The organism is Bacillus sp. FSL R7-0166, assembly GCF_038008935.1.
GTDB classification, from domain to species: Bacteria; Bacillota; Bacilli; order Bacillales; family Bacillaceae; genus Bacillus; species Bacillus altitudinis.
Window position 1 is genome coordinate 2,989,883 of the sequence record NZ_JBBPAC010000001.1, and the last position, 26,135, is coordinate 3,016,017.

Annotated in this window: 28 protein-coding genes; 7 read left to right on the forward strand and 21 right to left on the reverse strand. The window is 39.5% G+C overall.

Annotated features, from left to right (window positions below):
- Nucleotides 1-274 precede the first annotated feature (274 nt).
- From NST01_RS15535 to NST01_RS15545, 3 genes are read left to right on the forward strand one after another with little or no spacing between them, the layout of a single operon-like run.
- Nucleotides 275-1,018, forward strand: a complete 744-nt coding sequence (locus tag NST01_RS15535; RefSeq protein ID WP_008347622.1) for a metal ABC transporter ATP-binding protein — start codon at nt 275-277, stop codon at nt 1,016-1,018.
- Entirely contained in the window at nt 1,018-1,890 is an 873-nt protein-coding gene (locus tag NST01_RS15540) for a metal ABC transporter permease (protein ID WP_007500236.1), read from the forward strand. Before NST01_RS15535 ends, NST01_RS15540 begins: the two co-directional genes overlap by 1 nt.
- Nucleotides 1,891-1,903: 13 nt before the next feature.
- A complete protein-coding gene (locus tag NST01_RS15545; protein WP_326115043.1) occupies nt 1,904-2,842 on the forward strand; it encodes a metal ABC transporter substrate-binding protein in 939 nt (312 codons plus the stop codon).
- A 37-nt stretch (nt 2,843-2,879) separates the two neighbouring features.
- Here the strand turns inward: NST01_RS15545 and NST01_RS15550 are convergent, their stop codons facing one another.
- A complete protein-coding gene (locus NST01_RS15550) occupies nt 2,880-3,428 on the reverse strand; it encodes a hypothetical protein (RefSeq protein ID WP_047945414.1) in 549 nt (182 codons plus the stop codon).
- 89 nt (nt 3,429-3,517) lie between these two features.
- On the opposite strand from NST01_RS15550, the gene NST01_RS15555 reads away from it, so the two are divergent.
- Nucleotides 3,518-4,126, forward strand: a complete 609-nt coding sequence (locus NST01_RS15555; RefSeq protein ID WP_144626118.1) for a TetR/AcrR family transcriptional regulator — start codon at nt 3,518-3,520, stop codon at nt 4,124-4,126.
- A gap of 14 nt (nt 4,127-4,140) precedes the next feature.
- Here the strand turns inward: NST01_RS15555 and NST01_RS15560 are convergent, their stop codons facing one another.
- The 10 genes from NST01_RS15560 to NST01_RS15605 form a co-directional block, all read right to left on the reverse strand.
- Nucleotides 4,141-5,076: a response regulator gene (locus NST01_RS15560; protein WP_050826612.1), complete on the reverse strand. Its 936-nt coding sequence runs from the start codon at nt 5,074-5,076 to the stop codon at nt 4,141-4,143.
- Nucleotides 5,073-6,389 (reverse strand): ATP-binding protein, encoded by a 1,317-nt coding sequence (locus NST01_RS15565; protein ID WP_048001827.1) that lies wholly within the window; start codon nt 6,387-6,389, stop codon nt 5,073-5,075. The genes NST01_RS15560 and NST01_RS15565 overlap by 4 nt, the downstream gene beginning before the upstream one ends.
- A gap of 117 nt (nt 6,390-6,506) precedes the next feature.
- Nucleotides 6,507-7,952: an aspartate ammonia-lyase gene (gene aspA, locus NST01_RS15570; RefSeq protein ID WP_007500224.1), complete on the reverse strand. Its 1,446-nt coding sequence runs from the start codon at nt 7,950-7,952 to the stop codon at nt 6,507-6,509.
- 16 nt (nt 7,953-7,968) lie between these two features.
- A complete protein-coding gene (locus NST01_RS15575; protein WP_007500222.1) occupies nt 7,969-9,246 on the reverse strand; it encodes a cation:dicarboxylate symporter family transporter in 1,278 nt (425 codons plus the stop codon).
- 256 nt (nt 9,247-9,502) lie between these two features.
- Nucleotides 9,503-9,700 carry a hypothetical protein gene (locus NST01_RS15580; RefSeq protein ID WP_326115039.1) on the reverse strand — a complete coding sequence of 66 codons (198 nt, stop codon included), beginning with the start codon at nt 9,698-9,700 and terminating at the stop codon, nt 9,503-9,505.
- Nucleotides 9,697-12,132, reverse strand: coding sequence for a heavy metal translocating P-type ATPase (locus tag NST01_RS15585; RefSeq protein ID WP_326115037.1), 2,436 nt, complete (start codon nt 12,130-12,132; stop codon nt 9,697-9,699). The genes NST01_RS15580 and NST01_RS15585 overlap by 4 nt, the downstream gene beginning before the upstream one ends.
- 84 nt (nt 12,133-12,216) lie before the next feature.
- Complete coding sequence (gene copZ, locus NST01_RS15590; protein WP_017368060.1) at nt 12,217-12,423, reverse strand: copper chaperone CopZ; 207 nt, start codon at nt 12,421-12,423, stop codon at nt 12,217-12,219.
- Nucleotides 12,424-12,506: 83 nt separating this feature from the next.
- Complete coding sequence (locus NST01_RS15595; protein ID WP_249476554.1) at nt 12,507-12,812, reverse strand: metal-sensing transcriptional repressor; 306 nt, start codon at nt 12,810-12,812, stop codon at nt 12,507-12,509.
- Nucleotides 12,813-12,909: 97 nt separating this feature from the next.
- A complete protein-coding gene (locus tag NST01_RS15600) occupies nt 12,910-13,365 on the reverse strand; it encodes a DUF6376 family protein (protein ID WP_216099149.1) in 456 nt (151 codons plus the stop codon).
- 254 nt (nt 13,366-13,619) lie between these two features.
- Nucleotides 13,620-15,218, reverse strand: a complete 1,599-nt coding sequence (locus tag NST01_RS15605; protein WP_041091913.1) for a histidine kinase N-terminal 7TM domain-containing diguanylate cyclase — start codon at nt 15,216-15,218, stop codon at nt 13,620-13,622.
- A 238-nt stretch (nt 15,219-15,456) separates the two neighbouring features.
- Here NST01_RS15605 and NST01_RS15610 point away from each other — a divergent pair, with 238 nt between their 5' ends.
- The gene (locus tag NST01_RS15610) at nt 15,457-15,702 is read left to right on the forward strand and encodes a hypothetical protein (RefSeq protein ID WP_017359230.1); all 246 of its coding nucleotides are present in this window, start codon (nt 15,457-15,459) and stop codon (nt 15,700-15,702) included.
- 102 nt (nt 15,703-15,804) lie between these two features.
- On the opposite strand, the gene NST01_RS15615 is transcribed toward NST01_RS15610, so the two are convergent.
- Nucleotides 15,805-16,371 (reverse strand): hypothetical protein, encoded by a 567-nt coding sequence (locus NST01_RS15615; RefSeq protein ID WP_017368064.1) that lies wholly within the window; start codon nt 16,369-16,371, stop codon nt 15,805-15,807.
- Nucleotides 16,372-16,798: 427 nt separating this feature from the next.
- Here NST01_RS15615 and NST01_RS15620 point away from each other — a divergent pair, with 427 nt between their 5' ends.
- Together NST01_RS15620 and NST01_RS15625 are read left to right on the forward strand one after the other, a co-directional pair.
- A complete protein-coding gene (locus NST01_RS15620) occupies nt 16,799-17,635 on the forward strand; it encodes a hypothetical protein (protein ID WP_048002942.1) in 837 nt (278 codons plus the stop codon).
- Nucleotides 17,636-18,300: 665 nt separating this feature from the next.
- The gene (locus NST01_RS15625; protein WP_341042098.1) at nt 18,301-18,489 is read left to right on the forward strand and encodes a hypothetical protein; all 189 of its coding nucleotides are present in this window, start codon (nt 18,301-18,303) and stop codon (nt 18,487-18,489) included.
- Nucleotides 18,490-18,567: 78 nt separating this feature from the next.
- On the opposite strand, the gene NST01_RS15630 is transcribed toward NST01_RS15625, so the two are convergent.
- The 9 genes from NST01_RS15630 to NST01_RS15670 form a co-directional block, all read right to left on the reverse strand.
- Nucleotides 18,568-19,200: a hypothetical protein gene (locus tag NST01_RS15630; protein WP_341042099.1), complete on the reverse strand. Its 633-nt coding sequence runs from the start codon at nt 19,198-19,200 to the stop codon at nt 18,568-18,570.
- Between the two features lie 22 nt (nt 19,201-19,222).
- Nucleotides 19,223-19,972 (reverse strand): hypothetical protein, encoded by a 750-nt coding sequence (locus NST01_RS15635; RefSeq protein WP_341042100.1) that lies wholly within the window; start codon nt 19,970-19,972, stop codon nt 19,223-19,225.
- 30 nt (nt 19,973-20,002) lie between these two features.
- The gene (locus NST01_RS15640) at nt 20,003-20,746 is read right to left on the reverse strand and encodes a hypothetical protein (protein ID WP_341042101.1); all 744 of its coding nucleotides are present in this window, start codon (nt 20,744-20,746) and stop codon (nt 20,003-20,005) included.
- A 286-nt stretch (nt 20,747-21,032) separates the two neighbouring features.
- Nucleotides 21,033-21,854, reverse strand: coding sequence for a peptidoglycan recognition protein family protein (locus tag NST01_RS15645; RefSeq protein WP_341042103.1), 822 nt, complete (start codon nt 21,852-21,854; stop codon nt 21,033-21,035).
- A 44-nt stretch (nt 21,855-21,898) separates the two neighbouring features.
- On the reverse strand, nt 21,899-22,318 hold the full coding sequence (locus NST01_RS15650) for a phage holin family protein (RefSeq protein WP_341042106.1): 420 nt from the start codon (nt 22,316-22,318) through the stop codon (nt 21,899-21,901).
- 43 nt (nt 22,319-22,361) lie between these two features.
- Nucleotides 22,362-22,541 carry an XkdX family protein gene (locus NST01_RS15655; protein ID WP_034325261.1) on the reverse strand — a complete coding sequence of 60 codons (180 nt, stop codon included), beginning with the start codon at nt 22,539-22,541 and terminating at the stop codon, nt 22,362-22,364.
- Nucleotides 22,538-22,837 carry a hypothetical protein gene (locus NST01_RS15660; protein ID WP_341042107.1) on the reverse strand — a complete coding sequence of 100 codons (300 nt, stop codon included), beginning with the start codon at nt 22,835-22,837 and terminating at the stop codon, nt 22,538-22,540. Before NST01_RS15660 ends, NST01_RS15655 begins: the two co-directional genes overlap by 4 nt.
- A gap of 17 nt (nt 22,838-22,854) precedes the next feature.
- Nucleotides 22,855-24,213 carry a phage baseplate upper protein gene (locus tag NST01_RS15665; RefSeq protein WP_341042109.1) on the reverse strand — a complete coding sequence of 453 codons (1,359 nt, stop codon included), beginning with the start codon at nt 24,211-24,213 and terminating at the stop codon, nt 22,855-22,857.
- 13 nt (nt 24,214-24,226) lie between these two features.
- Nucleotides 24,227-26,101, reverse strand: coding sequence for a right-handed parallel beta-helix repeat-containing protein (locus NST01_RS15670; protein WP_341042110.1), 1,875 nt, complete (start codon nt 26,099-26,101; stop codon nt 24,227-24,229).
- Nucleotides 26,102-26,135: the final 34 nt, after the last annotated feature.

Below are 26,135 nucleotides of genomic sequence, written 5' to 3' on the forward strand. Positions count from 1 at the left end.
TGTTTGAGATTTTTCGTATTCAAGGATGTCACGTGAATTTTCAATAATCCATGCTCATGTCCCCTCTTCGTTGCATAACATAAAAACGATCGCTTGATGGGAATATTTCAGCATTTCTCTTTACAAAAGAAGGACATACGATTAGAATAAGATAAAAGTTTCCTTAAGGAAACAAATTAGCGTTAGAGAATCATTTCATCCTTTAGTCAAAATTATTAAATGTATGCATATATTTTTAGGAAACGCAATTGATGATCGAAAGGGGCCGCAAGAGATGTCAAATGCTTTAACAATCGACCGCCTGTATGTCTCATACCACGGACAGGATGCACTAGAAAACGTCTCTCTTTCCATACAGGAAGGAACGATGACTGGAATCATTGGTCCAAATGGTGCTGGTAAATCGACTTTATTGAAAGCATGTTTAGATTTAATTGAAAAGGATCAAGGGGATATTCGTTTTTTTGAACAACCCTTTAAACAAGTGAGAAAACAGATCGCCTATGTACCGCAAAGAAATGATCTAGACTGGACGTTTCCTATCCATGTGCTGGATACCGTACTGCTTGGCACATACCCAAAGCTCGGATTGATCAAACGACCGAAAAAAGAAGACCGTGCCTATGCGTACCATTGCTTAGAAAAGGTCGGGATGCAGGACTTTGCCAAAAGACAGATTGGGGAATTATCTGGCGGTCAGCAGCAGCGTGTCTTCCTTGCACGAGCACTCGCTCAAAACGCACAGCTCTTTTGTTTAGATGAACCATTTGTCGGAATTGATATGGCAAGTGAAGAAACGATGATCGGCATTTTGAAGGAATTACGAGATGAAGGAAAAACCATTCTGGTCGTCCACCATGACTTAAGTAAAGCCGATGATTACTTCAGCCATCTCGTTCTTCTAAATAAAAAGCTGGTCAAAGCAGGGCCTGTACATGATATTCTTCGTCCTGAGGTCATGCTCCAAGCATACGAAACACAGCTACCATTTTTAAAATCAGCAGGAGGAGACGCGTAATGGAATTCTTAACCGGACTTTTTGAATATGCGTTTTTACAAAAAGCGTTATTTACATCCGTGATGGTAGGGATCATCTGCGGCGTCATTGGCTGCTTTATCATTTTACGGGGAATGGCTTTGATGGGAGATGCGATTTCACACGCTGTACTTCCAGGTGTCGCCATCTCTTATATGCTCGGCATTAACTTTTTCTTTGGTGCGGTTCTAACCGGTGTACTGACAGCCATCGGCATCGGATATGTCAGTCAAAACAGCCGTATTAAAAATGATTCTGCCATCGGGATCGTATTCACTGCTTTTTTTTCCATTGGGATCATTTTGATTACATTTTTAAAAAGTTCCAGCGATTTATATCATATCTTGTTTGGAAACGTACTAGCCGTTCGTTCATCTGATATGTGGATCACGCTTGGCATCGGCATTTTCATTTTGCTGGCTGTCATCGTTTTCTACAAAGAACTGCTCATTAGTTCATTTGATCCAGTGATTTCTTCGGTATACGGTTTACCGAATCGCATGATCCATTATTTCCTCATGACCTTATTGACCTTAGTGACCGTGGCATCCCTGCAAACTGTAGGTATTATTCTTGTTGTTGCAATGCTTATTACACCAGCTGCCACCGCTTATTTACTGACAGACCGGCTATGGATCATGATTTATTTATCTGCTTTTTTTGGAGCAGTTTCAGCCGTCGTAGGACTTGGGCTCAGCTTTACGTATAACTTGTCGTCTGGTGCTTCCATTGTGCTGGTCGCGACCATATTATTCGGCAGTGCCTTTATCTTTTCACCGAAACAAGGGATATTGTGGAGATCCTTAAAATCGAAGCGAAAACGAACACAGTTAAAAAAGGAAGCGTCTATGTAAAAGGAGGACATATATGAAGAAGGTATTAGCAATCCGTTTGGTCGCAGTATGTATTGCCCTTTTGGTCATCGCAGGCTGTTCTACTCAGCAAAAGAGTTCCGGAAAAGATGACGGTACATTAAAAGTTGTCACGACCTACTCCATTCTTTATGACATTGTGAAGGAAGTAGGAGGACAGCATGTCTCTATTCACAGCATTGTTCCCATTGGTACAGACCCACATGAATTTGACCCACTGCCAAAGGATGTTCAGTATACGACGGATGCAGACCTTGTTCTATCTAATGGCTTGAACCTTGAAACAGGGAATGGCTGGTTTCAAAAACTGCTTGAATCGAGCGGCAAGGACGGGGATGATGCACCTGTAGCCGAACTGAGTAAAGGCGTCAAAGTAAAGCATTTGTCTTCAAAAGGGCTTGAAAGCCAGCAGGACCCACACGCATGGCTGAATGTCGAGAATGGGATTCTTTATGCGCAAAATGCCAGAGATGCGCTCATTCAAGCAGATCCTGAGCATAAAGAGGATTACGAGAAAAATGCTGAAACCTATATCAAAAAGCTTCAAACGCTTCACGATGAAGCAAAAGACAAGTTTGATCAACTGCCAAAAGACAAAAAACTCCTTGTCACAAGCGAAGGGGCATTCAAATATTTTGCGAACGCGTATGGACTGAAAGCCGGCTACATTTGGGAGATCAACACAGAAAGTGAAGGAACACCTGGACAAATGAAGCGCATCATTCATTTTGTCAAAGACCATCAAGTTCCTGCCCTTTTTCTTGAAACAAGTGTAGATAAGCGCAGCCTTGAAAGCCTATCTGAGGAAACCGGAGTTCCGATTAAGGGGAAAGTATTTACGGATTCTATTGGCAAAGAAGGTGAAGATGGGGACAGCTACTATAAGATGATGAAATGGAATATTGACACCATTTATAAAGGACTGTCATCATAAGAAAAGACAGGTGGAGTAAATCCGCCTGTCTTTTTTGTCAGCCTGCTATATTTTCTGGGTGTTTTTTCGGCCAAATGACGTAGCTGATGCTAATGATGAAATCAATGGTTAATACCATCCCCCACACACTGACAAGCTGCATCAGAGATTCCGTTCGTTCTGGTGCTTGGATGAGATAGGTCAATCCATATAATAGCCCCGCTCCGATGACATAAGAGATGAAATGACGCGTCCAGCCCACCATTTCATACAAAGACCGCTCCTTCCCGTACTTTGGTTTTCCCTTCGGCTTAGGGCCTCCTGCAAAACGATAAGCAAACTTAGCATCCGCCCATTTCACCATTTGATGTCCAAAGGCCAGACTCACACCAATATAGACAGCCGCAAGCCCGTGAATGACGCTCGCCACAGCCCCTTGCTTTAAATCTATATAAGTAGCCGCAAGAAGGATGAGATCTAAAACCGGGGTACAGACAAGGAAGAAAGCACCCCATTTTTTCTGTTTAAACACATAACGCAGTGTTAAGCCCATAAGAATAAACAGCCAAAAACCAATTTCACATGCCACAATCAATAAACCGACCAATTTCACCCACATCCTTTTTAATACGATTGTATTAAATAAAAAATAACACAACTGTGTTAAAAAAACAATAGCTGTGCTAAAATCAAGGTATGCCAAAAATCGTCGATCACTATAAACAAAAACAAAAGGTCGCTCAAGCTGCTATGAGAGTGATTAAACAAGAGGGATTGGAAAGCGCTTCTGTACGAAAAATAGCCGTTGAAGCTGGCATTTCAGCCGGCTCTATGCGTCATTATTTTTCCACACAGCAAGAATTATTTCTATTCTCCATGAATTTAATTCAGGAAAGAGTGAAGGAGCGAATTGCTAAGCTTCCATTAAACGGTTCAACAGAGGAAAATGTATTCACATTATTGGAGCAGGTTCTTCCACTAGACGAAGAAAGAATATTTGAAATGGAGGTGTGGCAGGCTTTTACAGTCAAGGCACTGACTGAACCAGATTTACAGCCGCTCAATGCCAAGATGTATGACGAGCTTTTTCAAACCGTTCAATTTTGCTTAATGAAATTGAAAGAGGATGAGCTACTGCTAGATCATCTCGATCTTTTATTAGAAACTGAGCGGCTTTATGCGGTCATCAATGGGCTTGCGTTGAATGGAATCGTACAGCCCCATCGTTTACCGCCTCAGCTCATGCGCTCCGTGCTACAGATGCATCTTCAATCCATCACAAAAAAAGACATGCCCTCCTTATAGAGAGCATGTCTTATTTAATCTTCCATGAAAATACGTTTCGCCTCGTAATAGAGCACCTGTACAAATTTCTTCACATTGATACGTGTGTGCTCTTCTCTTCCACTTTTCTCTTTTGTGAGTTCACTCATTTTCTTACGCACAATGGTAAAATCGAAAAATTTTGATGCATAGTTTTCAAAGGTTGGGTGAGAAAAATCGGTTAACCCGAGCGAGGCGATGTGTTTCAATGATTGGTTGATCGCACGTCTTACCCGCTGTTCCGCTGCTTTTGCTTCTCTTGCGATGTCTGCTGATGTAAAAGGTTCGTTTAATTTATCCTCTGTGATGCCAGTGAAAATTACTTTTAATGAAGGAAAAGAGTCGTGCTGATCGGCATGTAACGCTAAATACTGATCTGTGAAAAGAATCATATCTAGTAAATCCTTAGACCCCTTTTCACCGACAATCCCAAGCTCCGCGAGCAAAAACTGACCTGCCTCTGCAAGACTTTTCCCACGCTGCTTCGTTTTCGTGGTCTGTCCGCGCTGCTGGAACTGCATGACCGATTTGAGCGAATGCTGAATATTTTCAATTGAGTGCTCTAAATGCAGACGTTCAATCATGAGGTGGAGCACACTTAAGACCTCTACCCGATTGATCGGCTTTGTCACATAATACTCGACACCGAGCGTATATGCCTGGCCGATGAGTTCCTTTGTTTCTACCTGTGACAGCATTAAATATTTCCCATGAAATTCATCCTTGATCGCTCGAATCGTCTCAAGCCCGTCCCTTTCCGGCATCAGAAGATCAATACACAAGATATCAATATGCAAATCATTTAAGTAGCTCGCTGTTACTTCAGCACCATCCTCTGCTTCCCCTGCCACAATGCCAAGCTCTTCATCTTCAATGAGCTGTGCCAGTGAAGAACGAACGGCTTCATCATCATCAACAATAAAAAATCTCATCTCCCATTCCCCTCTTTTCTGCTGACTTGATCAATTGGTATCGTTAAAGTGAACATCGTTTGTTGATTTGGGATACTCTTCATTTCAACACTTCCGCCAAGCTTCTCGGCTGTGTCTTTCACATAGGAAAGACCGATACCGCTTGATGGGTTCCCGGCTTGGTCGTATTTTAAAGTGAAGCCCGGTTTAAAGATCACATGATGGTTGCGCTCTTTAATGCCTGGCCCGTTGTCACTGATTTGAAAAATCACATCATTTTCTTTCCGCAAAATGGATAGTGATACCTCTCCATTCACCGGAATGGCTTCAACGGCATTGGATACAATGTTATTTAATAAAGATAGAATGGTATACACATGATAAGCAGGGTGCTGTCCTTCTTCATCATAATGAAAAACGATGTGTTTTTTAAGAGATTCCGTATAATTTTCATGGATACGAATCACAAGTCCTGCGATATGAGCAGGACTTGCATACTCCTGAAAGTTTTCCTCATGAATCAGTTTTGATAAGGCAGAAAAAATCCGCTGATTATCCTTTTTGATTTCATGTACCTCACCTGCAATTTGCAGGGCTGTTTTTCCGAGTTTTTTCAAATCTAATGATTCCGTATCCTTTGCATGATGCAGAGATTGATACAATTGATATGAAGTAGCTGTAATGTGCTCAGCATGTGCAAGGGTTTTATAAAAATATGTAGATTCCGTATAAAGATTCGAAAGCAGCATCAACAGGTGTTCCTTTTCCTTTTTCATTTGGCGTTCTCTCGCCTGTTCTTCGTATAATCGAATCATCGTGTAACAAGCCAATACGAAAAAGCTTCTGAAAATCGCCAATACAAATAGTTGAAACAGCGTTCTCACTGTTAAAATTTCATCAATGGCTCCCCTGAGTGCAATCATTTCGACTACACTTGCACATAGTTCCATGATAATCCCTGTCGCCCCAATGAGCCAAGGCTTATCACGGAAACGTCTGACCTGTAATACATAAAAAAGCGTACCATAGACGACGTAATACAGCAGGGAAGGAAATCTTAAAGAAACGGCCTCTTCCAGCGCTAGGTGGCCTGACACAGCAGTATCAAGAAGCACCCGGAATGCAAACACGGATCCCCCCGCAATGATGCCGCTTGCCCATGCCGGGAATTTTTTCATTTGAAGCAGGATAAAGAAAAAGACAACGGTTCCAAAGCTGACACGAAAGCTATCCTCAAATGGATAAAATTTCAGCTCTCCCCCAATCGGAGTCAGAACAATGAGCATGATAATTAAATAAGGCTCTGTATTCAACCATTTTTTCAGTAGATTCAAACGCAGTCACATCCCTAATAATTGACGATAGTATACTATGTGAGCTTCAGAAAAACAAACAGTCCATGAAAAAACGCACACCAGACATTTGTCGGTGTGCGCTTCTCATGATGCCGCTTAATCTTCTAAACGATCCTTTTCTAAAAGTGATGCGCCAGCAATACCTGGTTTCGTCATTTCAAAAGGATTTAAGATGATATCAAGCTCTTCCTCTGATAACACATCATTTTGCAGACAAAGCTCACGTACAGATACGCCTGTAAGGATGGCTTCTCTTGCAATTCGTGCAGCAGCTTCATAACCAATGTGCGGGTTGACCGCCGTCATGACACCGGCACTCTTTTCTACATATTCTTTTAATCTAGATTCATCTGCTTTTAGGTCACGCAAGCAGTTATCGACAAAGGATTCAAATACATTTTTCATCATGCTGAGTGACTGTAGTAAATTGAATATTAAAACTGGCTCCATGACGTTCAGTTCAAGCTGACCAGCCTCTGATGCAAGGCAGATCGTGTGGTCATTTCCAATGACTTGGAATGCCACTTGGTTCATGACCTCAGGCATCACTGGGTTGACTTTCCCTGGCATGATAGATGAACCTGGCTGTCTAGGCGGCAAGTGCAGCTCACCAAAGCCTGCTCTAGGACCTGAAGCCATCAAACGAATATCGTTTGCCATTTTGGACATATTCATCATACATACTTTCAGTGCAGCTGATACTTCTGTATAAGCATCTGTATTTTGCGTAGCATCGACCAAATCTTCTGCTCCAACTAACGGCAATCCGCTAATGTCAGCTAGATAACCAACGACCTGGCGAATATATTTAGGATCAGCATTCAGTCCTGTTCCAACTGCTGTTGCGCCCATATTGACTTCATATAAATGCTGTCTAGACTGCTTGATTCGTTTAATATCACGAGCAAGAACCTTTGCATATGCACTAAACTCTTGACCAAGTCTGATTGGAACAGCGTCCTGAAGATGCGTACGTCCCATTTTGATGACATGATCGAATTCTTGCGCTTTTTCTGTCATGACTTGATGCATGTTTTCCATCGTATAAAGTAGTTTTTCAATCATATTCAATGTTGAAATATGAATCGCTGTTGGGAAAACGTCGTTTGTTGACTGCGACATGTTCACATGCGTGTTTGGACTTAGCTCAGTATAAGCGCCTTTTTCCTTTCCTAGTAGTTCAAGCGCTCTGTTTGCAATGACTTCATTGGCATTCATATTCATTGAAGTGCCAGCTCCGCCTTGAATTGGATCGACAATAAATTGATTGTTCCATTTTCCTTCAATCACTTCATCTGCGGCTTGAACAATTTTTTCTCCAAGACCAGCATATAGTCGCTTTGTATCCATATTTGCAAGTGCGGCTGCCTTTTTGACAATCCCTAATGCTTTGATGAGTTCCTCATGAACATGGTAGCCAGTAATTGGAAAGTTCTCTACTGCACGTAATGTTTGAATTCCATAATACGCTTGAGTGTCTACTTCCTTTTCACCTAGAAAGTCTCGTTCGATACGAACTTGCTTGTCCTGTAGCTTCGTCATTTGAAAAGATCTCCTTTTACGCTGCTTTTGTTTGTTGTTTTAATTCCTCAATATACTTCTTCGATTTCTCTTGATCAAACACTTTTTCCCACTTAGACATGACAATGGCTGCAAGTGAGTTACCAAATACGTTAACAGTTGTACGAACCATGTCAAGGATACGGTCGATCCCAACGATGAAGGCAAGTCCTTCAAGTGGAAGTCCCATTGCTCCAAGTGTTGTGATGACAACAACGATCGATGCACCTGGTACACCAGCCATTCCTTTTGATGTGAGCATTAAGATTAATAGTAACGTAATTTGCTCATAGATGGAAAGAGGCATGCCGTACATTTGTGCAACAAATATGGCGGCAATGGATTGATAGATGGCACTTCCATCTAAGTTAAAGGTATAGCCTGTTGGGATAACGAACGACGTGATCGCTTTCGGGCAGCCGAACTTCTCCATTTTATCCATTAGTCTAGGCAGTACAGCTTCTGAACTTGCTGTTGAGAATGCAAGAATGATTTCTTCTTTTAACACTCTAAATAGTGTAAAGACGCTTGTTCCAGCTAATTTTGCGATAATGCCAAGTACGACAATCACGAAGAATGCCATTGTGCCGTAAACGACAAGTACCAGTTTACCTAGCGGGAGAAGCGCTCCGACCCCGAATTTGATCACCGTCACACTGATGAGCGCGAATACACCAAATGGTGCAAACTTCATCACTTTATTGGTCACCCAGAACATCGCTTCGAGGATGCCCTCAAAAAATCCTAACACTGGTTTTCCTTTGTCTCCAACTGCTGCAATTCCTAATCCGAATAACACTGTAAAGAAGATTGTTGGTAATAGATCACCTTCTGCAATGGATTGGAACACGTTTGTTGGCACAAGATGCACAATCGTTTCAGAGAAACTAGCTTTTTCGGCAGAAGACTTAGATGTCTCTTCATATTTAGAGATATCGCCTTTCTCCATGTTACTCATATCAATTCCTGTACCAGGATGGAAAACGTTTGCTGCAAGCAGTCCAACTGCTAATGCAATCGTTGTCACAATTTCGAAGTAAAGAATCGTTTTCCCACCGAGTCTTCCGATGGTTTTCATATCGCCTACACCTGCAACGGCTACAATCAATGCAGCAATAACAATTGGAAGAACGATCATTTTAATTAAGTGGATGAATATATCGCCAATCGGCGTTAACACATTAATAACGGTTTCATTTTGATAAAATAATGCTCCTACGACAACACCCAAAACAAGTGCGATGAGTATTTGAGAAGCTAACCCTAACTTTTTCATACGTGGACCCCCTTTTTTTGATAACGCTTTCTTTGTTGCCTAATCGCATCTTAACGATGAACCTACAAAAAACGACAAAAAGGAACAAAAAGAAGTGAATTTTTTATGAAAAATCTTTTAAAAGGTGGGTTTTTCCACAAAATTGTTAAAAAAAGACTTCGCTTTTGGCGAAGTCTCAGATTATTGACAAAGGGCTAAAATGAACTTTATTTTAGCCCTTTGTCTTCTTTTCAGTGTGATAGAAATCCATTGAAGTCTAGAAAGGACGAGCACCGACGTGCAGGACTGACACCGAATGCGAGGACTTCGCTTCTGATGAAGTCTCATGTTGCATATGATCAGCTGGCGGCTCTTGAAGAGGGGAAAGTTCGACATAAATCGCATAACCTATCAGTACAAAGGCTACATAAATCACAGCACTCACCGTCCACACCCATTTGACATTCAGCTTCATTTTGCTACACCCTCTCTGACAGGTTTCAATCGCTGTAATCTTAGTGCGTTCAGCACAACCGATACAGAACTAAAGGCCATTGCCGCTCCTGCAAGCCATGGTGCCAGGAACCCAAATGCGGCGACTGGTATGCCAATACAATTGTAAGCAAGTGCCCAAAATAGATTCTGTTTAATGTTTCTCATCGTTTTTCTGCTAAATTCAAGTGCATCTGCAATGGCATGGAGATCTCCAGTCATGAGCGTAATATCTGCCGCTTCCATGGCAACATCTGTACCTGTTCCGACAGCCATCCCGATATTTGCTGTTGCAAGGGCAGGGGCATCATTGATGCCGTCTCCAACCATCGCCACTTTTTTTCCTTGTTTCTGAAGCGCTGCAATATGAGCCGCTTTTTCCTCTGGAAGAACTTCAGCGATGACATGATCTATTCCTGCCTCACTCGCAATCGCTTCTGCTGTGCGTTTGTTATCTCCTGTCATCATCACGACGTGAATCCCTTGCTCTTTGAGACGAGCGACCGCTTGAGAAGAAGACGATTTGATTGTATCAGCAACGGCGACAATACCTGCTGGCTCGTCGTCAATGGCAATGAGCATCGCCGTTTTCCCTTGTTCTTCAAGCTCAGTCACAACTGCTTCTAGTGCTTCGCAGCTGATATGATGTTTCTTTAGGAGCTTCCGTGTGCCAATCAAAAGCTCATGTCCTGCAGCTCTTGCTTCAATTCCATGACCAGGATCTGCTTGAAAAGCTTCTACCTCTACCGTTTGGAGACCCCGGTTCTTCATGCCTTCTGTAATCGCTCTGGCAAGTGGATGCTCTGACTGCTGTTCTGCCGATCCTGCTAACTGAAGCAGCGTATCTTCTGTCCAATTGGCAGTCGCAATCACATCTGTAAGACTCGGCTCCCCTTTTGTCACAGTCCCTGTTTTATCTAGCACTACTGTGTCGAGTGATTGAGTTACCTCTAAGTGTTCTCCACCTTTAAACAGAATCCCTGATTCAGCTGCCCGGCCGCTGCCTGCCATAATAGAGGTCGGTGTAGCAAGGCCAAGCGCACAAGGACATGCGATGACGATGACTGCTATAAAGGTTTCAAGGGCTGCTGTCACATTTCCTGGATCAACAAAGATATACCAAATCAGAAAAGTGAGCACAGCCAATCCTACAACAATGGGGACAAATATCCCTGAAATTTGATCTGCCATTCTTTGAATTGGTGCTTTTGAGCCTTGCGCTTGTTCAACGACTCGAATGATTTGTGAAAGAGCCGTTTCTTTTCCTACTTTTGTTGCTTTCACTTTCACAAATCCATTTTTATTGATGGTTGCCCCGATGACTGTATCTCCTGTGGTTTTATCAACTGGCAGACTTTCTCCTGTAATCATCGATTCGTCGATCGCTGTTGTTCCTTCGATGATTTCTCCGTCTACCGGGACTTTTTCACCCGGCTTGACGAACACAAGATCATTCACTTTCACTTCAGAAATAGGAACGGTCATTTCTTTCCCATCTCGCTCTATCACAGCTTCTTTCGCTTGTAAGCCCATCAGTTTTTGAATCGCTTCTGATGATCTCCCTTTCGCTCTTGCTTCCATTAACTTTCCGAGCACAATTAGCGTAATGAGCACAGCACTCGTTTCATAATAGAGGGCCGCTTCATGTGTGCCTTGAACCGCTGATTGAATACTTTCATATAAACTATAGAAAAAAGCAGCCGATGTCCCTAGTGCCACAAGGACATCCATGTTGGCACTTTTATTTTTCAACGCTTTATAAGCACCTACATAAAAAGGCCAGCCGACAATGAACTGGACGGGCGCTGCTAATGCGAGCTGAACCCATGGATTCATAAACGCTTCTGGCAACCAAATAAACGATGTGAAAGAAAAATGACTGACCATTGCCCAAAGAAGAGGCAATGACAAAATCATCGAGAACAAAAAGCGTGCCGTTTGTTTCTCAATCGCTACTTGACGATGGTCTTTTTTCCCTTCCTCTGCATGCTCTTCGGCTGGTTCAATTAATGAATATCCAATAGATTTCACAGCCTCTTTTATGTCACTTGGAGATATTTTCCCTGGATGATATGTCACCTGAAGTGACTCAAGTGCAAAGTTCACTGACCCTTGATCAATACCATCCATCCGGTTGACTTTTTTCTCAATTCGATTTGCACAAGCCGCACATGTCATTCCCTCTATATCAAATTCGGCTTGCTCCATCACCACATCATAGCCAAGAGATTGAATTTTTTGTTTTAGATCCTCTGCTGTGAGTTGTTCTGTTTCATACACAATGTGGGATGTTTCAAGCGCAAAGTTCACACTGGCGTCGTCCACACCTTCCAACCTGTTCAAGCCCTTTTCAATGCGGCCTGCACAGGCGGCGCAAGTCATTCCCGTAATTTGAAAATCAATTTCTTTTTTCATTTATCTCACCTCTCCACATACTCCATGGGGGTATTGTTATTTTTAAAAAAATACGTGCTGTCTTATGCAGCACGTATGCTCATTTTATACGACATCATATCCCTGTTCTTCGATGACATCAGAGATCTGGTGTAACGTGATTTGATCTGGGTGAAAGGAAACCTCCACCTGACCCTTATCTAAATGGACTTTCACAGATTCAACACCTGCTAATTCTCCTACATTTCCTTCGACTGCTTTCACACAATGTCCGCAAGACATGCCTTGCACTTGTAGTGTTGCTTGTTCCACTTCTCATCGCCTCCATCAATCATTTTCTTTTTTTACTATACCCTAGTAGGGTATAATTGTAAACATAAATGATCCGCTTTTTGCTACGATTTTGTCAGCTTCGTGAAGACATTCATTAACTCCTCAATCGCTTCATCCCCATTACCGCTCTTAATGGCATCCGCTACGCAGTGGTGTGTATGCTTTTCCATTAATTGAAGACTCACTTTTTTTAAAGCTGCATTGACAGCAGAAATTTGATTCACGACATCTATGCAGTAGCGATCGTTTTCAATCATTTGCTGAATCCCTCGCACTTGACCTTCCACTCGTTTTAAGCGATTGATTAATTGCTCTTTTTCCTTCTCAACTCTAGGCGAAGCGATATGTCTTTCTTCATGTTCTGTCATCTGATCACCTTTTTTCTATCATACTTGTGTTACATTCAATTAAAGCATATCTTCACCTGGAAAGGCAAAGATATGCTGTGATCACCGTTTGCTTATCCTAGTTTGTTAGTTGTTCAATATCTTGCAAAAGGCTGACCGATTGCTGAAGCTGCTTCATGAGCCCTTGTTGATCCTCTAAAATAGCTGCAGCATCGAAGTTGTCCATTTTCAATTGCTGTAAATAGGTTTGAATCTCCTCTGACAGCACTTTATTTTTCTCTATGATTTGTGCATGCAGGTCTTCTGCTATTGATGGGGCTGTGAGTTCATTAAATTCTTGAATGTCTGCTTTCAATGATTCCAGTTGCTGCGTCAAATCTGCTCTTTTGGCAGCATCTTGTACAGCTTCTTCCGCAAGCTGTGGAAAATCCTCTGTGAATTGCTGAATATCCGTCACATACTCATTTGCCTCTGTGACATATGTCGTTGTATCGTTTACTTGGTCTATCAGTCCTGAACATCCACTTAACAAAAACGTACCGGTAAATAGAAACGCCATCACATATTGTTTCAAGATCCATCATCCTTTCATCTGCTATGTTGAAACCCCTCATTTGTCCAGCTTCCAACCACACAGATGCAAAAAGACCTAAAAAAAGCCAGACCTTTGCCTCATGTGTGATAGGCAAAGGTCTGGCTAACATGTTCATGCCGGAATGGCCGAGAAACAACGGATGTTTCTGTAATGACGACCAAACCGTAAAAGCTACTCCCCTTTAGGAAACCGTTCAAATGTTATGTTTATCATATCTAAATGAAGGACATCAGTCAATGAGAAGCAGGCGGAAGATCCTGCTTTTGGTACAGCATATAGTCCGAACCAGTTGATGCATAAATCCGATTACGTCCTTGGCGTTTTGACATATACAAGGCTTGATCTGCCTCAAATAGAAGCGTTTCTAATATAGAGGGATCATTCGCTGTATGGGCGACGCCAAAGCTTGCTGTCACTCTTACTTTCTTCTCATCTGTCTGAAAGAAACTCACTTCAAATGAATGTCTCATCTGTTCCGCAATATGACATGCCTCTTCAAATGAATGATGCGGGAGACAAATGGCGAACTCTTCTCCACCATATCGGCCAAATAAATCATCCATCTTCAAATGCTGCTGACAAATGGACACAACATGACGCAACGCCTCGTCTCCAATATGATGTCCGTGCGTATCATTGATTTGTTTAAAGAAATCAATATCAAATAGCAATATCGCAGTATCCTGCGCATCCTCTTCCAATAACATCTGCGTTCGTTCAATAAAGGAAGACCGATTGAAGATATTCGTCAAACCATCAATATATGCTCGGCGCTCCAGCTCTTCCTGCAATAGTCGCTGCTCCGTAACATCGCTGATCACAATTTGCCTGCCCTCGACTTCGCCTCTTCTATTAAAAAGAGAAGAAGCAGTGAGATGATAATAGAAGGGCTGCTCTTTTTCCCACATTAAATCATACTGTGAATGATCCTGCGGAGAACGCAGCCACTGGATAAACGCTGGCTCTTTGATGATCCCTGAGAATATATCATCGATTTTATAGCCGATTCCCTTTTTAGCGAGCACAGGAATGATCAATGCAGCCGCAGGGTTATAATCAATCAGTGTTCGGTATCGATCCAATAGAAGAACACCTTCTGACATATGTTCAAACACACGCTCCATCGCAATGGGAGAGAGCTTAAAGAGATGAAAAGACATAATCGCCCATAAGTAGAGTGCATTGGTTAAAAACATCACCACTGGTACTGGGTCAATGTGAAAAGGCGTGACACCTAATAAATAGATAAAAGAGGTCGTGATCGGCAATAATATTCCAACGAGCAAGATCAGAACCTGTTTCAAATATTCTCTCTTCACACGTAAAAACCAAAGCAGCATAAAAATAGCGAGCATAGAACAGCCAAATGTATAGACCCCATGAATGATATACCAATAACCAATGGTAAAATCAGCTAATAAAAACCCGTCTACTGTATTCATCGTGATGCTTCGGTAAAAGAGTGAATGAAAAGAGTTGGTGAACACCAGAATGGTGGTTAAAATTGGAATCAGCAAGAAGAGAAGCACGCGGCGCTTTGTTACATATTGATGGAAACCAGTAAACTGCAGCACAATCATCAGGCTGAACGGTGCAATAAACGGAAGACCTATGTATTGAAAACTAACCCAGAATGTAATTTCTTGAGGGGTGCGCGCCAATAATTCAAATGTATGTCCAAAAATATAAATCGCAGTTGCTCCAGACATATACATAAACAATTGACAGCCAATATACCGATGGCGATTTGCATGAGCAATGATTGATAATATTACGGACAGAATGCCAGAAACACTCATGATCACAATAAAATGTAAAACAATCGAATCCATGTAAACGCCCCAATTTCAGTTATTTAGAACTAGTCTAATCTTACTATATATGAGGACATCTCAAATGGGAAGATGTGATTTTGATTTGGTTGCGGTTTTTTGGAAAGCGTTCGTCATTTTACTAGTCGTGGCGCCTTATCTGTTCATTACTTTTTACTTATTTTATGGATAAAGCATATTGTAGCAAGTGAAATATCTGTACAATGTGGAGATGAATGAAAAGGAGGCTTGATAGGAGATGACTTTTTTGATCATCATGGCAGGTTTGTTCATGCTGATTCTTTTAGAGAAGCCATTTCAGAAGAAACGATCTGAGCTGTTATTTTTGATGAGTTATTTGCTGCTGATTGCGGTTTATGTGATTCAGACAACATTTGTGGAGATTATGCCTGATGGGCTTTTGTTGATGATGGCGGTGATTGTGGTTTGTCCTTTGTTTATTCGGTTGGTTCGGTTTTCTTCAAGGAACTTACATGAAAAGTAAGAAGGATGACAGTATGTAGCATCCTTCTTACTTTGTGAACTAAACTCGTTATTCTTAAGACCCTCTGAGCTTTGTAAAGCAGACGTCTTTTTCTTTACTTAATTATGAATTTGATTTATCTTTTTGTTTTTCATTTGATTTATTGTCTTTCATTTTACTCATCTCTTTTTTAGCATTATCCACTTCTTCTAAAGCTTTTTTCATTCTAGAATTCATGAAACTTAAATCATCATCACTGACTTTATCTCGCTTGATTACTTTTAAGATATCTTTGAAAAGTGATTCAAATTTGTCATCCGCTTTCACCAAGTACTCGTTTACTTTTTTATACGTATCAGGAACTTTAACTTCTTTGTCTTTGGCTTCGCTGAGTAATTCCCTCATGCTATCAATCTTTGTCTCAACATCACTAGCCCATTCTTTATCGTAAACCTCGTCTAAAGGAACCAACGATAAAACAAAAGACATAATTCTTTCTTCAAACCGTTTTAGATATCCCTTATACCATGATGCATATTCGCTATCAGTCATTTTTTCTATTTTTTCTTGTTTTGCTGCTGCTTTGTTTGATGAACCGTTTGCTGATTCATTTTTACCGCATGCTGTACCCATCATCAATGTAAATACTAAAAGAAATACTGAAATGATTGTCTTTTTGTTTGTTTTCATTTTTATGAATTACTCCTTATCCTTTGAGACTTTTTCTAATTCGTCAACTACTTTAGCTGTTTAATCATATGCTTTGTAGGGTCTATTCGAACTTTTTTCTTTTAACTAAATTGTCCCCCTGTCATTATCTGGTGATATTTCCCTACAAATTATCATCGGTTAAAAAATAGGTATATTTAGGTATTCTCCCTAACTTTCTAATAAAAAATTCTATAAGAAACAACCTAAGCATCTATCTTCCAGACACTAGATACGACGGCTTCTGAAAGTTTAGAAACAAGCTACATTGCCGAATCGCTTCTTAATTTTTGAATTTTAAGTGTGAAATGAATTAGATGAAGTATATTAAAGTATAATAAAGAGGTTAAAAAATGAAGTTAGATAATCTTCTAATAAATAAAGAGTGGACATAAAGGAGAACTTACGAATGACTTTTGATGAATTAATGGAACTTTCAGAAGAAGAATTTATAAATTATGATTTCAAAAGAGAGGTTTTTGATTTAAGAAATTTAATATATGATGAAAAAAACCCTATTGCAAATATTATTCTATATAAAGGTAATATTTATGGTTCCCAATCTGATTGTGATAGATTACCTTTGACCCTCGAAATATACAAACGCTTATGGGGAAATCAATTTGAATTCTGGAATACTAAACAAACAGATTTTGTTGAGGCAAATGGAGAAACAATGAATTCATTTGTAACTCCTTACAAAGCCTTTTATAAGGAGACATATGATTTATCTAATCCTATATTTAAAGATTATGCAAAATTAACACACACAGTAGGTAATTTTATACCTGTATACGCCATCAAAAATAATAAAAATTGGTTTTCTCCTTTTAATAGCAAACGTTATAAATCTACCTATGATTATTGGGATCTAACTTTGAACCATATTAAAGTCATTTTAAATGATTTTATGAATAGTAATGATTCTATTGAGATTTTTTTAGAAAACACAATGAACAATAACACTTTTAAGTATAAAAAATATATTATTGAATCCGCTAAGTGGATTTTAAGTTTTAAAACTTGGCCTAATTTTGTGGAGAAGAATTTTTTGCAGAGCTTTTTAGAAAACCCAAAAGATTTAACCAGTGAACCAAAAGAATTTTGGCGCAATCACTTTAAAGAAACAGTTAGTACCAAAGATGAAAATAATCTGAGTGAATTTTTAACTTTTGTTAATCAAGCTATTCTTGAACGAAGTTCACTTATATATAAACAACTGAAACTAAATTATGAATTCCTATAATATTTGTAACAGCAACATATAGCAAAAGTTCATTGCAACTATAAAATTTCACGTATTTAAAAAGTGTCAAAACCCTTATCTAACATGGGTTTTGACACTTTTTTAAAATCATATGGAGACGGTGGGAGTCTATTAGTTTGATTTCGTATGTTTGTAATATTCATTAGATACGTTTACCATTCAACGTTTTGTTTGTTATTAGCTAAGTAGAATAAAACAATGTTTTTAAGCTTTTGATGCCAAAATGATGCCAAAAAAACCCTCGTCTTTAAACATTATCCTATCTTCTTATGATAAACTTGTATGGAAATTAATTACCATTGAGAGTTTGTATTGAATTATATTAAAGCGTGTCTCTTCCTATTATTATGTATTACATTGTTAAGTGAGTGCAACAGTGAAAACACATCCACAAGGAACTCTAGTAAAAAAGAAGAAAGCATTCAAACTAAAGAAAAACTAAACGTAAAGATTACCTTGCTGTATTTTGGAAAGTTCCTTATGTAGATGAAGAAGAAACAGTCGCTAAATTCTCGTATGAACGTTCAGGAGAACATATGATAATCACTGATAAAGTATCTTCTTTAAGGTAACCCTTCAAGTTGAAGGGTTTTTTATTAACATTTATAATCGAACGTACATTCTTTTTTGTAGGAGGGTACGCCATGACTGATCTTGAAAGGAAACTTTATCGAATAATATATAACATGAGCAGATTCAAAAAGAATCCCACGATGGATGATCTGAAAAGAAAAACAGGTAAAGACGAGAAGACTGTTAGGCAAGCAGTTAAAAATCTCTTGTCAAAAGAAGAGTTGAAATGGGATGAAGATAAAAGAGAATGGCGTTTTTAAATTAACTATATTTTCTTTATCCGAGTGCCTGAATACAAAACTAACAAGAGCAACTTCTGTATAGAAGTTGCTCTTGTTCTAATCTTCATCCTCAGGATCTTCGTCTACACCCAATATCAAATTTTGATCAGTAAAATACATCTCATAAAGTGTACGCTCTGTTACTTCTCCATTTAATATTCTTTGGTTAAGTATAAACATTAAATCTATAGGTTCACGATCATAATAAATGTAATCACCTTCTTCGAAATGAAGAATAGGCTTGTTTAAGTAGGCATAAGATTTTGGCTTTGTAAAGTACGTCCATTGCACTTGAGGATGATTTCTTCTAATGACTTCTGCATAATAAATCCCTATATCCATTGCTATTGCATAGTCCACTTTCGCTATTTCAACTGGATTAGCCAATAAACTCTCTTTTTCATCTTCATAAATATAATCAGGATATTGACTTAATCGTTCTAATTCTCTACCAATCTCTTCTTCTGATAGTTCATAAATCTCCACCTGAGATAAAAACCAACTATAGATATCTATAAGAGATTCGGGAGTGAAATTAAAATCCACTTCTCCATTAGTAACATTTTTCAGAACTTCAATCCGGTCTGGAATCTGATTAATAAACCACTCGAAGTGAATTTCAGCTTCTTTTTTCGATAAATTCTCAAAGGATTCCACTGTAACCGGTGGTTCCATTAAAGGGTATTCCATGAACTAACCTCCGCTTAAATAGTTACTTATGAATTTGATAAGGAATTTTCTTTTTCTCTAGGTATTCCTTCAAGTTCTTAGTGATACCTATCTTACCAGTTTTAGCACTTTTAAAAAAGTGCCACTTCACTCCATCCACTCTACCTTCACTTCTTAATCTAGCATCTTTATCAATTTGTTTTCTCACAAAGTTTGATAAACTTGTATAGCCAACTTTAGACTCGTGTGCAACACCCTTCCGTCCTTTTTTAGCAACAAATGCATCGATTATTCTTTTCTCCAATACATATTTCTTCTTCTTTCTGTCGTAAACTTTTACATTTTTAAAAGTTTTATGGCCGCTTCCTTTTACATGAGCATTTAGATATTTTTCACCATCTGCACCAGTTTTGAACCCTCTTGCAGGAAGTGTTGGTTTTGGAGTTGGTTTTGGTTTTGGTTTTGGAGTTGGTCTAACTTTTCCTATTCCTATTCCTCCTCCACCAGCCGGGTATCCGTTTCCTCCTCCCATATCTTTATTCATAAACGCTGTTATTACAGGATCATTATTTGAGCTAGAAATCGTTTCAGCGTCTTCGTTTATTCCCAAAAGCTCTTCAAGTTCTTCATACGCATCTGATTCATTATCTTCCTCAATAGTTACACTACTCTCTTCTAGATAAGCCTCATCATCATCTTGACCGACAGCTTTAGCTTGTGGACTAAAACCTGTAACACCTACAAACAATGAAAATATTAATAGTAAACTTAAAATCTTGCTAGTGATTTTCACCTATTAATCCTCCTGTTTTATTTCTGTTAGTTATTTATGAATTTTATAAGGAATTTTCTTTTTCTCTAAGTATTCCTTCAAGTTCTTGGTGATACCAATTTTTCCGGTTCTAGCACTTTTGAAAAAATGCCACTTTACGCCTTTAACTCTGCCTTCACTTCTTAATCTAGCATCTTTATCAATTTGTTTTCTCACAAAGTTTGATAAACTTGTATAGCCAACTTTAGATTCGTGTGCAACACCTTTTTTTGAAACATAAGCATCAATTATTCTTTTTTCAAACACATATTTTTTCTTTTTCCTGTCGTAAACTTTTACATTTTTAAAAGTTTTATGGCCATTTCCATTAACATGAGCATTTAGATATTTTTCACCTTCTGCACCGGTTTTGAATCCTTTTGCTGGAAGTGTTGGTTTTGGTGTAGATTTTGGTGTTGGTTTTGGCTTTGGTACAATGGAACCACCTCCACCACCGCCTCCAATACGGCCTCCATTAAAACCACCTCTATCCCAAGATTGAGTAGTTATTTTAATATTTTGTAGTTCTTCTTCGCTTAGAGTACCTTCGTCTGAACTTTCTTCGACTCCTTGAATTTCTTCAAGTTCTTCCTCAGCATCAGTATCATTATCTTCCTCAATAATCACGCTACTATCTTCTAAATAAGCCTCATCTTCGTCTTGACCAACTGCATTAGCTTGGGGAATAAACCCTGCAGCGCCTACAAACAATGAAAATATTAATAGTAAACTTAAAACCTTGTTAGTAATTTTCACCTAATAATCCTCCTATTTATGTAATTTGAAGAAACTTTAGTATAGTTTCTCTTCAAATTTAAATAAATACTTTATAGGATATTTAAGGTAAATTTAAGATTTTATTGTAATATTTTAGAATTATTTGGATTTGGAATTTTTTAAAATCGGTATTCATTATGAAGTAAGTGAAACATTTGCATAAGAAACTTTTACGAAATTAATTGAGGAGATACTATTCTCTATAATTTGTGTGGGCTTAATATTAAACGTAAAAAAGCCCCCATCCATTAGACAGGGGGTTTACTTATTTCAATGCTTTTTGAAGAGCTGCTTTTGTCTTTGGACCATAAATGCCATCGACAGCAAGCCCATGCATCAGCTGGAACCGCTTGACCGCATTCGCAGTTTTTGGTCCATAGTAGCCATCAATCCCGTTGTTTTTTGCTCCTTTGTCAGGATAGAAATAGAGTGCTGCTAGTGCTTCTTGGATTCTCCTTACAGCGTCCCCTTTCATCAAATGTGCTTTTACCTTAAAGATGCCTGTTGGGAGCTTGTGCACCTTCTTAGATGCTTTTTTATTAGGTGTTGTTGCTGAGGATGCTTTCTTAGGCTTGGAAGATGAAGTTTTTCCATCAAGCGCCTTTAGCTCTTTTTCAATGGCCGCTTTAAATGAGTTCCATCTACCTTCACCAAGGATACGGTGCGGACAATACTTCCCATTCCAGTCTTGATGCTTACGTACTCGATCAACACCCCAACCACGTTCTTTTAGTAACTGCGCCACGAATTTAACGGCCAATTTCTCAGCATTCATATATCTAGCGCCACCAGACTCGCTATAACATATTTCAATGGCGATAGACTTGCGGTTACCAGTTCCGTTTGTACCATCACCTGAATGCCACGCGTTGCGATCTAAGGGAATGGCCTGGATTACCTCTTTATCATCCACCGCAAAATGGTAACTCGTCGAACTTGTGTTATTGATCATATAGTTAATTTCATTTTCAGCTGCTGCGTCATTCGCTGTATTGTGGATTGTAATGTATTCCGCATTCATTACATTTGGACATTTTAAACCGTGTCTGCTAGATGGAACCATTTTCTTTTTCACTTTGATTGCCATTTTTATCTACTCCTTAATTTTTTTATATAGAAAAAAACCGCCGATTACTCAGCAGCTTTCTTTTCCTCTTCTTCTTTTTGGCTGTCATTTTCAATCACATGAAGCCTGTCAGTGATGGAAGCTGGAATTTTCACGCCGATCTGTGCAAGGTTCTCTACGATAGACAAACCTTCATTGGCGATATAAAAAAGCACTGTCCCGAAGGTCAGCACTCCGTTTAGTCCCATAATCTGATCAATGATGTTAGCAACAATCACCACAACAAAACTAAGCATTTTCCGCACGTAACCGAACCATGCTGTACGGCTTCGCAGCTTCCCAAATTTCCAAGCTTTGATAATACCCGTCAAAACGTCAATAACACTTAGCAGCAAGAGCAAGTCCAAAAATTTCACTCCGCCGAATAGATATGTTCTTGCAAGATCCAAAGTTTCAAAGTTTATAAACACTATCGTTTCCTCCATTTCTTTAGTCACCTCCTTTCGAAGGCAAAATAAAAAGCACCTGTTAAGATGCTGTTGAACCTAAATCCACTGAGACAGCAGGCTTGTCAAACTTCAAACCTGTGATCTCTTCAAATTCTGTTTTAGTGATAACTTTCAACGAAACATACTCCCTCATGATTTCAGGCGTATACACGCCCCAATCCCAAAATACTTTTATGTCGGCCGCCGTTGGGTAGATCATGATGACCCGCCTCTCTGCAGCTGCGAAACTTGCAATGTGAGTAAAGCCACTTGTTTTTTAAGCATCGTTACTGCATCTTGTGGCAGTGGATCAGGCTGCAAACTATCAATGTATTCTTTAGTTGCTGCCTCAAACCATTCTTCTTTTTGAGGATCATACTTTGCAATAAATAGCCCATCTGGCGGTTGTTTATCTGTATAGCCTTTAGGTATTGCTTCTCCGTTATCTACATCTATTAAAATATCTTTGCCTGCTTGCCAAATGTAATTTTCATCATATTTATAAACCCAGATCATATTCGCACCTCCCATGCTTACTTTGCCTTAAAACGGAAACCAAACGTAATAAATTCATTGGGATTTACCGTATTAGAACAAGATTGAACGCAAACCCGACCGTCAGTGCCTATATAGGTTCGGTGATATTGCGGTACTCCTGGTGTTCCTACGCTTGATGCTACTCCAATAAAGTGCATGGATTGCAATGGTAAATATCCATCAAGCAATGTAAATGCCTCGACATCATTACCTATCACCCCACCAGTAATAGATCCAATGATCTCCACCACTCCAAAAGCATCTTTTGTGTAGCGTAACGTGTGCGGAAATCCATCTGATGATACATATTGCTTCCACCCTTTGGACAATGAAGGTGTTTTCCAAGTGGCCACAGCATCTCCGTCAGTTATGAGACGTTTCCAACCTCGAAAGCCTTGTGCATGGAACGTGCCAATCCAAGTCATATTATCAAATGACCTTGTGGCAATAATCCGTTTGTAATTAACTTCATTTTGGACATATGATGTTTCTAAAACTTCAATGTAATAGAAACTGGAATCATTCTCTACAGGCAGATTTAACAGATTTGCTCCCATATAAAAGCCCGTAGGTAGTGAAAAAATATCAGTACCGTTTGGCAACCTTGCCACTTGACCATCGTTAGGCGTAAGCCTATACAGCTGGCCCTTGTTCCAGTTGCTTTTCTCTGATTCTGTTACGTGAATCTTTTTGTTTTCAAGATGCGGATCGACGTATTCTTTTGCCGCTTCCAATGCCGCCGCTGCTTTATCTTTTGCGCCGTCAGGTGTCTCTGCATGTTCATCCGTATATTCTTTAGCTTTCGTAAGGGCAGCGTCCACTTTATCTTGTGCACCTTGTTTTGTTTCGATCTTTTCCAAGTCCTCAAACTTGGCCCTCAGATCATCAATCGTTTGTATAGACTCATCGTAAAGCTCATTTATCTTAGCTCTTAAAGCCTCGAACTCGTCCACATAATACTCAGTGATCGGCACAATGTCTTGATCTATAAGAGACTTAGATATATTGAAAGAGAATTGATGCACCGACATAGATTGATCATTTGTATAGTACAAATTTAATTCAGCATGTACGTTTCCATAATGCTTGATCTCTTGATCAGACAAGATATACTCGGCGTGACCGTTCACTCTATCAACTATCGTTACGTCTCTAATGAATTGGCTGCCGTCGGACATGACTAGAACAAGTTTTCCCGTGACAGCTGCTAAAGGCAGTGGTACTCCATCTTTCGTGAGTTTGAAAATGAGACTTGCTGTCTGACGGTCCTGCGTCCAAAAATTTATGCTGGTTGATACACTTGAACTGGTATATGCGTTTACATCAAAATCAAGTGGACCGTTTTTGCGAATCATGTTATCACCTCTCTCATGTTACATTCTCGATTGTTTTAATTGGATCGACACTATCATCTTTCAAGCTGCCTTCTGCGCCAGCTCCTTTAAGCCTATTTCCAAAATGCTGAATCCGTGAACATTTGCTAGTCAAATACATTGCATATCTGCATTTCTTTCCTTTGACAGTCACAAATTTAACCGAAGAATCTTCTACACCATCCATCAAGATGACCCCGTAATATGGATTTGAAGAGGAAGTACGCTTTCCCGCATTGTTAATATTAGCTCCGTCTACATCAATGTTTTTTGAATCTCCAGAAACTGATATTCCTGAATATCCCACTTCATGTAGTCGCGTGCGATTGATGCTAACGTTTTCGCATCCAAACTCCACTCGAATACCGTTTCCTTCAATATTTTTTCCAATGCTTAGATCAACTTGTCCATTCTTACAACGAGTCAGTAAAACCCCATGATGTCCTACATAATTAAACTCGTTGTCTGAAACAGTGAAGCCTACTACGTCAGATAGATGAATAGCATGCTTTACTTTAACGCCATCTATAAAGTTTCCATTAATTTTTACATCCTCGATTGTTTGATAACCTTTACGTCCATAAACTTGTATTGCATGGCGGTCTTTTACGTTAATAAAAGTATTTTTTGAAACAATGTGCCTTTTCACTTTATTGACTCGATTTGTAGGATTCCCATTCTTATCTTGCGTATATTTCGATGTAACGGCCGGAAGTAGCAACCTTACACCAGACGCACAATTTAAAAAGGTGTTCCCTTCAATTAAAACATCTTCCCACTTGTTTCCCGAGATAGCCCATTCGGTTGTATCTTCCACAACGTTAAATAGAAATTTGATATTTTTATACCAAAATCCATCTGTGCTTGTATGTGAATCCATCGCTCGTGCATAGCCGCCTAGCTTATCTGATTTACTGAAATGGCACCTTTGAACGATTATATTTTCAGAAGGGGTATTGTCATAGCTACCAAATGCCCCAAAGTTTTCAGAAGATCTCATAAGATCCAATTGAATAGCTGCTGAAAACCACCTATCGCCCTTATAATCTTCAAATCCAGAGAATTTGACATCATCTATCAATACGTTTTTGTTACCAGCGCAGTCTATGCCGTGTCCACCACAAACATCACGTATGCTAATCCCTTTGATAACTATTCCATCTGCGTGAGCAAATCCTAAAACAGAACACTGTTCCTTATATTCATCACCCGCGCTATCAAACATTCCCTGACCGTCAATCAGCAAATTCCCATGTCCCTCATAGCCTTTGGTTTGATCGTCTTTGTCACCATTTACAAGCATTGACCCTACAAATCCGCGCCTTATAACGGCACCAGCTTGTAAGGTCAAATGAGTATTTTTATAGATGCGGGCAGTCTCCATCAGCTTGTAATTACCGGGAGGCACGACAATATGCACAGGATATAATTTCGCAAGACTTAGTGCAGCCTTAAATCCAGATGTAAAACTCCCGTATTTCTTGATGAATGTTTTGAGATTAAGAGAAACCGCAGCATCTTCTATTTCCTGCTCAAGAATTTGAAAGTCATAGTCCAACCTGTCTTTTGCGGTGGGATGAATGGATGCATCCCTAGCGACACGAATATCTACGACTTCCTTTACGTCTTTTCCATCATGATTCAATACAAGATTGATAATCCTAGACCATAAGTTGTCTATACGATTGGCAACAGAGAATAACCCATGTTTGATTTGATTCGACGTATGAGCTATATCGTTTGTTTTATGCCGTTTCAAATCATCTGCATTCTGATTCAAATGAGTTTCTATAGACTGTATATCCTCTCGCAGCTGCTCTGCGTATTTCGAGTTTCGTCTAGTGTCATAGTCCTTTCTAAGCCTCACCATGTTCTCACTCTCCTTTTTTGGCAAAAATAAAAAG